The 12,610-nt window shown below is 68.8% G+C and carries 13 protein-coding genes and 1 pseudogene; 10 read left to right on the forward strand and 4 right to left on the reverse strand.

Annotated elements, in window-relative coordinates; genetic code table 11:
* The first annotated feature begins 13 nt into the window (after positions 1-13).
* The 5 genes and pseudogenes from hutC to MBEBAB_RS09780 all read left to right on the forward strand — a co-directional run bounded on the left by hutC (position 14) and on the right by MBEBAB_RS09780 (position 4,917).
* Positions 14-721 (forward strand): histidine utilization transcriptional repressor HutC, encoded by a 708-nt coding sequence (hutC, locus tag MBEBAB_RS09760; protein ID WP_021697809.1) that lies wholly within the window; start codon positions 14-16, stop codon positions 719-721.
* Positions 718-1,605, forward strand: coding sequence for an agmatinase family protein (locus MBEBAB_RS09765; RefSeq protein WP_021697810.1), 888 nt, complete (start codon positions 718-720; stop codon positions 1,603-1,605). The genes hutC and MBEBAB_RS09765 overlap by 4 nt, the downstream gene beginning before the upstream one ends.
* Positions 1,605-2,816, forward strand: a complete 1,212-nt coding sequence (hutI, locus tag MBEBAB_RS09770) for an imidazolonepropionase (protein ID WP_242397140.1) — start codon at positions 1,605-1,607, stop codon at positions 2,814-2,816. The genes MBEBAB_RS09765 and hutI overlap by 1 nt, the downstream gene beginning before the upstream one ends.
* A 27-nt stretch (positions 2,817-2,843) precedes the next feature.
* A complete protein-coding gene (locus MBEBAB_RS09775; RefSeq protein WP_021697812.1) occupies positions 2,844-3,302 on the forward strand; it encodes a DUF6265 family protein in 459 nt (152 codons plus the stop codon).
* 5 nt (positions 3,303-3,307) lie between these two features.
* Positions 3,308-4,917 (forward strand): annotated as a pseudogene (locus MBEBAB_RS09780) (phytoene desaturase family protein).
* Here MBEBAB_RS09780 and MBEBAB_RS09785 read toward each other — a convergent pair.
* From MBEBAB_RS09785 to MBEBAB_RS09795, 3 genes are read right to left on the reverse strand one after another with little or no spacing between them, the layout of a single operon-like run.
* Positions 4,898-5,275, reverse strand: coding sequence for a response regulator (locus MBEBAB_RS09785; protein WP_045319160.1), 378 nt, complete (start codon positions 5,273-5,275; stop codon positions 4,898-4,900). The pseudogene MBEBAB_RS09780 and the gene MBEBAB_RS09785 sit on opposite strands and share 20 nt — an antisense overlap.
* Positions 5,268-6,782, reverse strand: a complete 1,515-nt coding sequence (locus MBEBAB_RS09790; protein ID WP_231378871.1) for a sensor histidine kinase — start codon at positions 6,780-6,782, stop codon at positions 5,268-5,270. The genes MBEBAB_RS09785 and MBEBAB_RS09790 overlap by 8 nt, the downstream gene beginning before the upstream one ends.
* A 59-nt stretch (positions 6,783-6,841) precedes the next feature.
* Positions 6,842-7,873 carry a DNA topoisomerase IB gene (locus MBEBAB_RS09795; RefSeq protein WP_021697816.1) on the reverse strand — a complete coding sequence of 344 codons (1,032 nt, stop codon included), beginning with the start codon at positions 7,871-7,873 and terminating at the stop codon, positions 6,842-6,844.
* A 91-nt stretch (positions 7,874-7,964) separates the two neighbouring features.
* Between MBEBAB_RS09795 and rlmJ the strand changes: the two genes are divergently transcribed.
* On the forward strand, positions 7,965-8,789 hold the full coding sequence (gene rlmJ, locus MBEBAB_RS09800; RefSeq protein ID WP_045319161.1) for a 23S rRNA (adenine(2030)-N(6))-methyltransferase RlmJ: 825 nt from the start codon (positions 7,965-7,967) through the stop codon (positions 8,787-8,789).
* Here the strand turns inward: rlmJ and MBEBAB_RS09805 are convergent.
* The gene (locus MBEBAB_RS09805) at positions 8,786-9,757 is read right to left on the reverse strand and encodes an endonuclease/exonuclease/phosphatase family protein (protein ID WP_021697818.1); all 972 of its coding nucleotides are present in this window, start codon (positions 9,755-9,757) and stop codon (positions 8,786-8,788) included. The genes rlmJ and MBEBAB_RS09805 overlap by 4 nt on opposite strands.
* Positions 9,758-9,812: 55 nt before the next feature.
* Here MBEBAB_RS09805 and MBEBAB_RS09810 point away from each other — a divergent pair, with 55 nt between their 5' ends.
* The 4 genes from MBEBAB_RS09810 (at position 9,813) to MBEBAB_RS09825 (ending at position 12,429) form a co-directional block, all read left to right on the forward strand.
* A complete protein-coding gene (locus MBEBAB_RS09810) occupies positions 9,813-10,271 on the forward strand; it encodes a DUF4112 domain-containing protein (RefSeq protein WP_021697819.1) in 459 nt (152 codons plus the stop codon).
* A 66-nt stretch (positions 10,272-10,337) separates the two neighbouring features.
* Entirely contained in the window at positions 10,338-10,883 is a 546-nt protein-coding gene (locus tag MBEBAB_RS09815; RefSeq protein ID WP_231378869.1) for a sigma-70 family RNA polymerase sigma factor, read from the forward strand.
* Positions 10,880-11,596, forward strand: a complete 717-nt coding sequence (locus MBEBAB_RS09820) for an anti-sigma factor (RefSeq protein WP_021697821.1) — start codon at positions 10,880-10,882, stop codon at positions 11,594-11,596. Before MBEBAB_RS09815 ends, MBEBAB_RS09820 begins: the two co-directional genes overlap by 4 nt.
* 275 nt (positions 11,597-11,871) lie before the next feature.
* Positions 11,872-12,429 (forward strand): fasciclin domain-containing protein, encoded by a 558-nt coding sequence (locus tag MBEBAB_RS09825; RefSeq protein ID WP_021697822.1) that lies wholly within the window; start codon positions 11,872-11,874, stop codon positions 12,427-12,429.
* Positions 12,430-12,610: the final 181 nt, after the last annotated feature.

A 12,610-nucleotide genomic window follows, 5' to 3' on the forward strand; every position in this document is an offset into this window, starting at 1 on the left:
CAGTCTGCGCGTCATGGACGCCGAGCCCCTGCATCGACGCATTGCGCGCGACATCGAACGCCGCATCGCCTCGGGCGACTGGGCGCCGGGTTTCCGCATCCCCACCGAGGCTGAGCTGACGGTCGAATACGGCTGCGCCCGCATGACCGTTTCGCGAGCGGTTTCGGAATTGGCGGCGCGCGGCCTGGTGGTGCGACGCCGCAAGGTCGGTACGGTGGTGGCGCACCCGCCGGTCCACTCCTCGGCCTTGGTGGCCATTCCCGACATTCAGGCGGAGGTGCAGGCGCGCGGGCTGGCCTATTCGCACAGGCTGATGGGCCGAATCGTGCGTCCGGCGTCGGCGGACGAGGCAGAGTTGGGCGCGCGGGTGATCGAACTGGAGACCCTGCACCTGGCGGACGGCCTGCCGTTCGCCATGGAGCACCGTCTGATCTCTCTGACCGCCACGCCGGAGGCCGAAGCCGCCGATTTCTCGGCGGAGCCGGCGGGGGGGTGGCTGCTGGCGCGTGCGCCGTGGACCGAGGCGGAGCATCGCATATCCGCCGTCGGCGCAGACCGACAGACAGCAGAGGCGCTGGGGCTGGAAGCCGGGGCGACCTGCCTGCGGCTGGAACGGCGCACCTGGCGCGACGGCCAGGGCGTGACGCGGGTCTGGCAGATGTTTCCCGGCGCGGCCTATGATCTGGTGGCGCGGTTTTCTCCGAGGAAGGATCAGGGATGACGGGCTCCGAGGCTCTTGGCTGGCGTTCGGTCGCCGATCTGTTGGGCGATCACCCCGACGCGCCCGTGGCCCTGATCGGGGCGCCGCTGAACGAGCGGTCGCTGACGCCGGGACGGTGTGACCTTGGCCCGAAGGCGTTGCGCGCCGTGCTGCCGCGCCTGTCTGCGTATGATCTGGAAACGGAGATCGAGCTGGACGTGCGGGTCCATGATGCGGGCGACGTGCCGTTGAAGGCCGTGTCCCCCGCCGACGCCTTCGAGCCGGTGCGCGATGCCGTGGCGGCGCAGGCGCACCGGGCCCTGACCATCCTGATCGGCGGCAACAACGCCATCACCCGCCCGGCGGCCCACGCCCTGGGTCTGGAGCGGGTGGGGGTGTTGACCCTCGACGCCCATTTCGACCTGCGCGACACCGACCACGGCCTGACCAACGGCAATCCGATCCAGGCGCTGCTGGACGACGGTCTGGACGGGCGGCGCATCAGCCAGGTGGGTCTGGCCCCCTTCGCCAACACCCGCCGCGCTCACGAAAAGGCCATGGCGGCGGGCATATCGGTGCGCACCGCCCGCCAGTGCCGCGACCAGGGACTGGCCGCCGTCGTGGCGCAGGAGCTGGAGCGGCTGTCCGGCCTTTGCGACCTCATCCACGTGGACTTCGACATCGACGTGATCGACCGCAGCCAGTGGCCCGCCAGCCCCGGCGCCCGGCCGGGCGGGGTTTCGGCGCAGGCCTTTTTCGACGCCGCCCGGGTCATCGGCGCCCATCCGAAGGTGCGCGGCGTGGACCTGACCGAATACGACCCCTCGCTGGAGGTGGGTGATCTGGGGAGCCTGACCGCAGGCCGCTGGTTCTGCGAAATTCTGGCGGGCGTGCAGGCCCGATGATCCGCGCCGACCGCCTCATCACGGACTGCCGCCTCGCCACCATGCTCGAGGGCGGCGAAGCCTATGGCGCCGTCGAGGACGGGGCGATCCTGATCCGGGACGGGGACATCGCCTGGGTCGGGGCGCGGGCGGACCTGCCGGCGCACGAAGCGGCCCAAGTCGATCGGCTGGACGGGCGCTGGGTCACGCCGGGGCTGATCGACTGCCACACCCATCTGGTGTTCGGCGGCGACCGGTCCGGCGAGTTCGAGCAGCGGCTGGGCGGCGCCACCTATGAGGAGATCGCCCGGGCGGGCGGGGGCATCGTCTCCAGCGTGCGCATGACCCGCGAGGCGTCCGAGGACGATCTGGTCGCCTCGGCGCTGAAGCGGCTGGCCGGGCTGAAGGCTTCGGGTGTCACCACGGTTGAGATCAAGTCCGGCTATGGCCTGGACCGGGACAGCGAGCTGAAGATGCTGCGCGCCGCCCGGCGGGTGGGCGCCGAGGGCGGGGTGCGGGTGGCGACCAGCTATCTGGGCCTGCACGCGGTGCCGCCGGAGTTCCGCGAGGATCGGGCCGCCTATGTGGATCTGGCGGTGGACGAGATTCTGCCCGCCGCCCATGCCGAGGGGCTGGTGGACGCGGTGGACGCCTACTGCGAGCCCATCGCCTTCTCCACCGACGAAGTGGGGCGGCTGTTCGAAAAGGCGAAGTCGCTGGGCCTGCCGGTCAAGCTGCACGCCGACCAGTTGTCGAACGGCGGGGGGGCGGCGCTGGCGGCGCGATACGGCGCCCTGTCGGCGGATCACATCGAATATGCCGACGAGGCCGGGATCGCGGCCATGGCCAAGGCGGGCGTCGTGGCCGTGCTGTTGCCCGGCGCCTTCCTTATGCTGCGGGAAGAGACGCCGCCGCCCATCCAGACGCTGCGCGGCCATGGGGTGAGCATGGCGGTGGCGACGGACTGCAACCCCGGCACCTCGCCGGTGGCGTCCATGCTGGCGGCCATGACTCTGGCCTGCGTGCAGTTCCGCCTGACGCCGGAAGAGGTGCTGGCGGGCGCCACGCGCCATGCCGCCAAGGCGCTGGGCATGGCGGACCGCATCGGGACGCTGGAGACCGGCAAGGCGGCGGACCTGGCGGTCTGGGACATCAATCGGCCGGCGGAGCTTTGCTACTGGCTTGGGGCGCCGCTACTGTATGGGCGATACAGGAACGGACAGCCGGACTGAGAGTCCGCGCCTTCGGGAGGAGACACGATGATCGCCATGATCGCCGCCGTGTTGCTGGCAAGTCCTTCGCCTGGTCCGCAATCGGCCGTCGACCTGCGCTGGATGGAAGGCGTGTGGCGCGCCTGTCATCCCGGGCGTGAAACGGTGGAGACCTGGACCCACGCCAGCGAGGGCCTGCTCTTCGGCCACTCGACCACGCGAAGAGGCGGTCGTCTGACGGAATGGGAGCAACTGCGGATCATCGCCCGTGGCGGCGTCACCCTGTACCAGGCCATGCCGAACGGCCGCGACGCCGTGGACTTCATGCTGGTGGACCAGAACCCGCAGGGGGCGGTCTTCGAGAACCGTGAAAACGACTGGCCCAATGTCATCGTCTATGAGCGGGAAGGCGACGTGATGACCGCCACCATCCGCGGCCTTGAGGGTGAGAATGAGCCCGTCATGACCTGGGCGTTCGAGCCTGGCGACCAGACGTCCTGCGACTGAAGCCGGTGCGGGATCAGGATCAGGCAGACGTCGTCATTCTGGGCGGCGGGCACAACGGGCTGACCTGCGCCTTCTATCTGGCGCGGGCCGGTCTGAAGGTGACAGTGCTGGAGCGGCGCGGCGTGGTCGGCGGCGCGGCGGTGACGGAGGAATTCCATCCGGGATTCCGCAACTCCACGGCCAGCTACACCGTCAGCCTGCTGAACCCGAAGATCATCGCGGACATGGATCTGGCGGGGCGCGGCCTGCGGGTGGTCGAGCGCAAGGTGGGCAATTTCCTGCCACTGGATGACAGTTCGTATCTGCTGGCGGGGGAGGGGCGGACCCAGGCCGAGGCGGCGAAATTCTCGGCGCGCGACGCGGAGCGGCTGCCGGCCTACGAGCGGCGGCTGGAGGCGGTGGCCGATGTGCTGCGCGCCCTGATCCTGACCACCCCGCCCAATGTGGTGGAGGGCGGCTGGGCGGCCGTGATCCCGGAAATGCTGAAGGCCGCGTCGGTGGGGCGGCGCATGGCGGGGCTGGACACCACGGCGCGGCGCGATCTGCTGGACCTGTTCACCAAGTCAGCGGGAGACTGGCTGGACGGCTGGTTCGAGAGCGATCCGGTCAAGGCCCTGTTCGGCTTCGACAGCGTGGTGGGGAACTACGCCAGCCCCTACACGCCGGGCTCTGCCTATGTGCTGCTGCACCACATCTTCGGCGAGGTGAACGGCAAGCGCGGCGTCTGGGGTCACGCCATCGGCGGCATGGGAGCGATCACCCAGCCATGGCGGCCGCCTGCGCCGAACAGGGCGTGGACATTCGCCTGGACAGCCCGGTGGCCGAGGTTCTGACCGAGAAGGGCCGGGCCGTGGGGGCGGTGACGGAAGCCGGCGAGACCGTGCGGGGACGGGCCGTGGTCTCGAACCTGCACCCGCGCCTGCTGTTTGAGCGGCTGGTGGACCCGGCCGTGGTTCCGACGGACTTCAGAGAGCGGATCGGCGGCTATGCGTCGGGGTCCGGGACCTTCCGCATGAACGTGGCCCTGTCGGAGCTGCCGCGCTTCACCTGCCTGCCGGAGCCGGGCGATCATCTGACGGCGGGGATCATCATCGCGCCCAGCCTGGACTACATGGACCGGGCCTTCATGGATGCGCGGCGGGACGGCTGGTCGAAGGCGCCGATCGTGGAGATGCTGATCCCCTCGACCCTGGACGATAGCCTTGCGCCCCCGGGCGCCCATGTGGCCAGCCTGTTCTGCCAGCATGTGGCGCCGGTGCTGTCAGGGGGGCGCTCGTGGGACGACCACCGCGACGCGGTGGCGGACCTGATGATCGACACGGTGGACCGTCTGGCGCCGGGGTTCAAGGCGTCGGTGTTGGGGCGGCTGGCGCTGACGCCGCTGGATCTGGAGCGGCGCTTCGGCCTGCCAGGCGGGGACATCTTCCACGGACGGCTGAGCCTGGACCAGCTGTTCAGCGCGCGGCCGGTGCTGGGGCACGGGGATCACCGCATGCCGGTGCCCGGGCTTTATCTGTGCGGATCGGGCGCGCATCCCGGGGGCGGCGTCACCGGGGCGCCGGGGCACAATGCGGCGCGGGAAATCCTGAAGGACCTCAGGCGCGGGCGACGTTGAGGGCGCCCAGCATGGCGTCGCGCACGGCGGCCTCGCTGAAGGGCTTCTGGATGGCCGGCACGCCACGCCATTCCGGCGGCAGTCCAGCCTCGCCGTAGCCCGTCGAGAACACCATGGGGATGCCGCGGCGGGCGAGGGCTTCGGCGACCGGAAAGACCTGCCGTCCGGCCACGTTCACGTCCAGCAGGGCCAGGTCCAGATCGGGCTCGTTCTCGGCTTTCTGCACACCCTCATCCACGGTGGAGACGGGACCGACGGGGATGCACCCCATGTCCTCGAGGATGGTCTCAAGCAGCATGGCGACGAGGGACTCGTCCTCCACAACCAGGACCTTGCGGCCCGTCAACGCGTTACTCATGCCCATCGCCTCGATCCAGCGGAAGGGATATTTCCGCATTAAAGCCGTCACTTGCGTAGACGAGTTTCGCCTCTCCCGCCAGATCGTGGCGGACATTCCTTTCGATCAGACGACTGCCGAATCCACGTCGGCTGGGCTCCGTCACCGACGGGCCGCCCTGTTCGCGCCAGAAGATCACCAGCTTGCGGTTGGTGAGATCCTGCACGCTCCAGTCCACGAACACGCGTCCGTCGCCGGTGCTGAGGGCGCCGTATTTGGCGGCGTTGGTGGCCAGTTCGTGGAAGATCATGCCCAGGGACACCGCCATGGCGGGGGGCAGGGCGACGGACGGTCCATTGAGGATCACCCGGTGGGCCCCATGGGCCAGGGTTTCGTGCTGGAGCACGTCGCGCAGGTCGGCCCCTTCCCAGTGGCTGCGGGTCAGAAGGTTGTGGGTGTGCGACAGCGCCATCAGCCGTGACTGGAAGGTCTCGGCGAAGCTGGCGGGGTCCTCGTGGGTCCGGGCTGTCTGCATGGCGATGGACTGGACCGTGGCCAGGGTGTTCTTCACCCGGTGGTTCAGTTCGTCGATCATCAGGCGCTGGCGCTGGTCGGCCTTGACGGTTTCGGTGACCTCATGGCCCTGAACGAAGACGCCGACGATGCGGCCCTCTTCGCCGAGGATCGGCTGGTAGATGAAGTTCAGATAGACGTCTTCCAGATCGCCGCCCCTGCGCCGCTGCAGCTGGAGCAGGCTTTCGCGGCCTTCATAGGTCTCGCCGGTGGTGTAGACATGGTCAAGCAGGTCGATGAACCCCTGATCCACCACCTCGGGCATGGCCTCGCGAACGGACTTGCCCAGCACCTCCCGGTGGCCGATCAGCTGACCGTAGGCGGAGTTCGCCAGCTCGAAGACATGATCCGGCCCGCCCAGCACAGCGACAAAGCCGGGCGCCTGCATGAAGAGGTCGTTCAACTTTCGCCGTTCGATCTCCAGCTTGCGGTTGCTCTGCTGAACCTGCTGGGCGCGGGCGAGGACGCCGCCGCCGAGCGCCGCGTCCAGCGCGGTGGAGGTTTCGCCAGTGACGGCGCCGACCTGATGCCGCAGACTCTCGATTTCTGTGATGTCGGTGGTGTGCTGGAGCACAAGGGCGACCTTGCCCGTCTCGTCCCGGATGGGTGTGTGGGTGGCGCTCCAGAAGCGATCCTCGTAGATCACCGCACCCGTGGGGTCCTCGAAGGGGATCGAGAAGCGGACAATGGCCAGATGGTCGCGTTGGCCGGTCTTGATCGCGTGGAGGATGGAGTCGCGGACCTGGCGGACGTTTTCGGGCGCCTCGTCGCTCGGACCGGAGTCGAAGGCCTCGAACATGGGGCGGCCGATAATCTGCTCTCGCTTTGCGTTCACCAGCTCGAGATAGGCCGTGTTGGCGCCGGCGATCACCAGGTCGGTGTTCAGCAGCACATAGGCGTTGGGAGAGGCGTCGAAGGCTGCACCCAGATCCATCGTGTTCGCCAGTTGGCGCAAATCATACCTCCATGGCGCGGGCGCTGACCCCCGCCTTTTAGCAAGTCATGCGAGCGATTCTATGCGGTTCGCGCAGAATGAGCGTCGAGCGCCCGGATCAGCGCCGGCTCGAACCCCTTGGCGGCCGGGCCGGGCAAGTCCGCCAGGCCCCCGGATTCATGAAGGTCGAACACCGCCGGATGCACGTAGGCAGAGCGGCACACGGCCGGGGTGTTGCCCAGAAGGCCGGCCACGGCCTTGAGGCACTGATTGCACTGGCGCTTCAATTCCGCCTTCGAAGCCGGCGTTTCGCATTCCCGCAGGGCCCGGGCGGCGGAGACGGTGGCGGCCCAGGTGCGGAAGTCCTTGGCCGAGAAAGGCTCGCCCATGACGTCGCGGATGTAGGCGTTGACGTCATCGGAGCTGACCGGGACCAGATCGCCGTCCGCATCGCGGTATTTGAACAGATGCTGACCCGGGAGGTCGCGCAGGGCTTTCAGCAGGCGGGCCAGGCGCCGGTCGCGGACGGTGACGGTGTGCTCCACGCCGGATTTTCCGCGAAAGGCGAAGATCAGGGCCGAGCCGTCCACCTCCAGATGGCGCTTGTGCAGGGTGGTCAGGCCGAAGCTGCGGTTCTGGCGCGCGTACTCCCGATTGCCGATACGGATCAGGGTGATCTCCAGAAGGCGCACGGTGGTGGCGACGGCCTTCTCGCGGCTGGGCCCGCGCCGGGAGAGGTCTTCCTCGACCCGGCGGCGCAGGCGGGGCAGGGCGCGGGCGAAGTCGGTCAGGCGGTGAAACTTGGCTTCCGAGCGGCCTTCGGACCAGTCGGCGTGATAGCGGTACTGCTTGCGGCCCTTGACGTCGCGGCCGGTGGCCTGGATGTGGCCCCGGGCGCGCGGGCAGATCCAGACGTCGGTCCATGCGGGCGGGATGGCGAGGGCGCGAATGCGCGACAGGATACGGGCGTCGGTGACAGGCTCGCCGCCCGCCCGGTGATAGGAAAATCCCTTGCCGCGCCGGACGCGGGTCAGGCCCGGCTGGTCGTCGGCGCACCATGTCAGCCCCTCGGGCATCTGGTCCGGGTCGATGAAGGCGGAGCCGTCGGGCATGGGGTCATCTCGGTGGAAGCCAAGCGCGAACACGCGGACGGGATGAAGGGTTCCGCTTGACGTGGCGGGGCGTGAAGGCGAAGCCGCCGCCATGAACTATCGTCACGCCTATCACGCCGGGAATTTCGCCGATCTGGTCAAGCACGGCCTGCTGCTGTGGCTGCTGGGCCGCATGGCGCGCGACGAGCGGCGGATGCTGGTGGTGGACACCCATGCGGGCTCGGGCCTGTACGATCTGGGCGAGGACGCCGTGCGCTCGAAGGAGGCGCAGGCGGGGATCGCCCGGCTGATGGGCGCGGCGCGACTGCCGACCGAGCTGGCCGAGCTGAAGGCCGCCGTGGCGGCGCGCAACGGCGGCGGCGAGACCGTGCGCTGGTATCCCGGCTCGCCTTTGCTGATCGCCGACAGCCTGAGGAAGGGCGACCGCTATTTGGCCTGCGAACTGCGGCCCGAGGAGCATGATCTGCTGGCCGAGCGGCTCAAGGGACGCGAGGGCGTGGAGACGCGCCAGGCCGACGGCTATGAGGTGGTGCGCGCCGTCGCTGCGGGGGATCGTCGGCGGCTGGTGCTGATCGATCCGCCGTTCGAGCGGCCGGACGACTATGTACGCTGCGCCGAAACGGCTGGCGCCCTGATGCGGCGGGATCCGGACACGGTCATCGCCATCTGGCTGCCCATCAAGGACATGGAGACTTTCGACGGGTTCCTGCGGCGGCTGGCCGACGCAGGGGTGAAGCGGGCGCTGGTGGCCGAGGCGCGGCTGAGGCCGCTGACCAACCCCATGCAGATGAACGGCTGCGCCCTGGTCCTGATCAATCCGCCGGAAGGCGCGCAGGCGGTGGCGCAGGACATCTGCGAATGGATCGCCATCGCGCTGGGCGAGCCGGGCGGACGGGGCGAAGCCTGGTGGACCTAATCGGCCGGGCGGGCCAGGTCGACGATAACCGGGCGGTGGTCGGAGCCGGTGGGCCCGCCGAGGCTGCGCTTCGCCACGGCGATGTCGGGTGAGTGATAGACCTGATCGATGGTCATGCGCAGCGGGCCGGGCAGGGGTCCGGGCCATGTGCCGGGCCAACCGGGAGCATGGATCAAGCCGCCCTCTGACCGCAGCATGCGGCCGATACGTCCCGTCGCCACGCTGTTGAAGTCGCCGGCCAGAACGACCGGTTCGGGGGCGGCGTCGATATGGGTCAACAGATTCTGCGTCTGGATGATCTGTCCCCACTGGTACTGAAAGGGCCACGGACGGGTCAGGTGGACGCCCACGACGCGGACCGGACCGAGCGGGGTGTCGGCCACGGCGGAGATCATCTGGCGTTCATTGCCTTCGGTGGAGCGGCGCGACAGGGGGTAGCGGGAGGCGATGACCGAGCGGACCGCGTCCTCGCTGCGGACGACGCGCTCGGTGATTTCCCGGTGGGGGTAGCCGGCGAGGAGCGTCTCGACGGCGGCGCTGGGGGCTTCGCCGAACTCGACGAGGACCACAATGTCGGCGTCGGCGGCCTCGATGGAGGCGCGCATGGCCGCCACGTCCTCGTTCATGGCGTAGAGGTTGGCGGCGTACAGCCGAACGCGGGGGCTGTCGGCGGCCGGGGCGGGACCGCCGGGCGCGATCTGGGGCCAGATGGCCAGCGCCAGAAGCAGACAGGCCAGCGCCCCGGTGGCGGCCGGAACCCAGAACCGCAGCAGCAGCACGATCAGGGTCGCCGCCAGGGTCAGCGGGAGGAGTGGCGCGGGGAACTGGGCCAGGATGTCGACCCAGCGATGGCCGATCCCGGACAGGGACGCCAGGGCGAGGACCAGCGGGCCGAGCGCGGCGGCGGTCAGGACCGCCTGGACCAGTAAATTCACCGAGCTTTGCAACTGAAGACGTTTGAGGGACATTCAAGCGTGGCTTGTAAGGGACGGTCGAAGAACCGCGCAGGCGAGGGAGGGGCTCATGGCGAAACGGACCATCCACGATATCGAGAAGGTCTGGTCCCGAGTCGAGGGGGTGCGCAAGCTTTCCGATCGGGTGATCAAGATTGGACCCTGGGGCGTGGGCATGGATGGCCTGCTGACCTGGATCCCTCTTGTGGGGGGCGCCTACAGCCTGGGCGCCGGAGCCCTGCTGTTCGCCAGCGGCCTCCAGGCCAAGGCCTCGCCCCGGACCCTGGCCAAGATGGCGGCCTATCTGCTGTTCGATGTGGCCGTCACGGAGATCCCCGTGGCAGGCTCGGTGGTGGACTTCTTCTTTGTGGGACATCAGTTCGCCGGGCGCACCCTGCAGAAGGAGATCGAGGCCACACACTGGGTCGAGGCCAACGGACGCGAGGCGAAGACCAGCGGCGATCATGAGCGACATCTGGCCGACATGCGGGCGGCGGGACGCAAGCGGATCGTTTATCTGCACGACTGACCTTGACGGGGCGCCCCGCGCGCCCACAATCCATCCGGCAATTCGAGGACACGCATGGAAGCGGTGATGACGCGCGAGGCTCTGGCCATCGAGCTTGGCAAGACGGGGCAGGGCGACCGGGCCGCGTTCCAGAGGGTGTATGAGGCGACCTCGTCGAAACTATTGGGCGTATGCCTGCGTATCTTGGGCGACAGGGGGCTCGCCGAGGATGTTTTGCAGGATACCTATCTGACAGTCTGGCGCAGGGCCGAAACCTTTGACGCCACCCGCGCCAGCCCCATCACATGGCTGGTGACCATCGCGCGCAATCGCGCGATCGACCGCCTGCGCTCGGCCGGCGCCCGGGTCCAGACCCGCCCGGTGGACGACGCCTTCGAGGTCGCGGACGACGCGCCCCTGGCCTCGGCGCAGATCGAGAGCGCGGACGAGGCGCGGCGCCTGAACGGCTGCCTGGAGGAGCTGGACGACAAGGTCGGCGGCGCCATCCGCACGGCCTTCTTCGAAGGCGTGACCTATGATGAACTGTCCCAGCGGCAGGATGTGCCGCTGGGCACCATGAAGAGCTGGATACGGCGAGGGCTTCTCAAGCTGAGGGCCTGTCTGGAACAATGACCGACACCATCGACAAGGACGCCGACGACGTGCTGGCCGGGGAACTGGCCCTGCGGATCCTGCCTCCGGCGGAGGAAGCCGCCGCGCGGGGCCGCGAGCAGACAGACGCCGCGTTCGCGGGGCGCGTGGCGCGCTGGAACGAGGATCTGGCCCGGCTGGCGGACGAGATCGCCCCGGTTCGGCCTTCCGACGCCCTGTGGGTGCGCATCGCGGCCGGGGCCTTCGGGGTCGCGGCGGCGAACGACAACGGCCGGCTGGCGTTCTGGCGGCGGTGGGCCATCGGCTCCACCGGACTGCTGGCGGCCAGTGTGGCTGCGCTGGCGGTGATGGTGGCGCAGCCCGCCGCCGTTCCCGAACCGGTGGCGCCCCAGGGCGGGGTGACGCGGGTGGCGACCCTGACGCTGGAGAACGGCGCCGCGGCGGTGACCCTGGCCTATGATGCCGGCACCGGGCACCTGTTCCTGGCCCCCACCGACGTGATGGAAGGCGATCCGCGCGTGCCGCACCTGTGGCTGGTCAAGCCGGACGGCGGCGTGCAGCTGGTGGGCGCGTTCCACCCGACCCAGCCCGCGACCCACAATCTGGACGCCACCCTGGCCTCGGTGGCCGGGCAGGCGATCTCGGTGGCCGTGTCCATGGAGGAGCCGGGCCACACCCCGTCGGCCCAGCCGGACGGCCCCGTGGTGGCCCAGGGCGACATCACCCAGCTCTGATCGCTGCATCCAAGGTCTCGGCGCCGTCGTAACTGGGATTATCGACGGCGCTGGAGGCTGGTTCGTCTCCGTTGCTCCATCTTCGGCCCGTCGATGCGCGGGGAGACCTTACCTGCCCTTCCGCCGGTCTCCCCGCGCCCTTTTTCAAGATCATCTTATGTTCACCATAAGAACAATCGTTGTCGAATTCGATGATGATCATGCATCTTCAAGGTAACGCGCTTCGTAACTGAATGTGATCGGCAGCAAGTCGGTCGCACTCAGGAGACGAAATCATGAGACATCTGATCACCAAGGTCGCCGTCGCTGCCCTTCTCGCCGGCGGCGTCGCCGCGCCTGCTTTCGCCTTTGACCACCACGGCGGCGGTCACGCCCAGATGCACTCCAGCCAGACCATCGTCGATGTGGCCGTCGGCTCGCCCGACCACACCACCCTGGTCGCCGCAGTCCAGGCCGCCGGTCTGGGCGAGACCCTGTCTGGCGAGGGTCCGTTCACGGTTTTCGCCCCCACCAATGACGCCTTCGCCAAGCTGCCTGCCGGGACCGTGGAAGCCCTGGTCCAGCCGGCCAACCGCGCCACCCTGACCGCCGTGCTGACCTATCACGTGGTCGCCGGCGAACTGAAAGCCGCCGACGTTCTGGCCGCCATCGAAGCCGGCGGCGGCAGCGTCACCCTGACCACCGTTCAGGGCGCCGAGCTGACCGCGTCGCTGCAAGGCGGCTCGGTGATCCTGACCGATGCGGCGGGCGGCACGGCGACGGTGACGGCCACCGACCTGGACGCCTCCAATGGCGTGATCCACGTCATCGATACCGTGGTGATGCCGCAATAAGCGACGGTTTTTTCGGACGTTCTTGTCGGGCGCCAGGTTTGACCTGGCCGCCCGAATGAGACTCTGGACGCGAAAAACAGTGCAATTGCAGTGCAAGACCCGGGAAAAAACAGGGTCCGAAATGTCCGAAATCCCGTTCGGAGCGTGCGGTTGAGCAGGCGACGGTCTGAAGCGAAAAAAA

Source organism: Brevundimonas abyssalis TAR-001 (genome assembly GCF_000466985.1).
In the GTDB taxonomy this organism is placed as follows: domain Bacteria; phylum Pseudomonadota; class Alphaproteobacteria; order Caulobacterales; family Caulobacteraceae; genus Brevundimonas; species Brevundimonas abyssalis.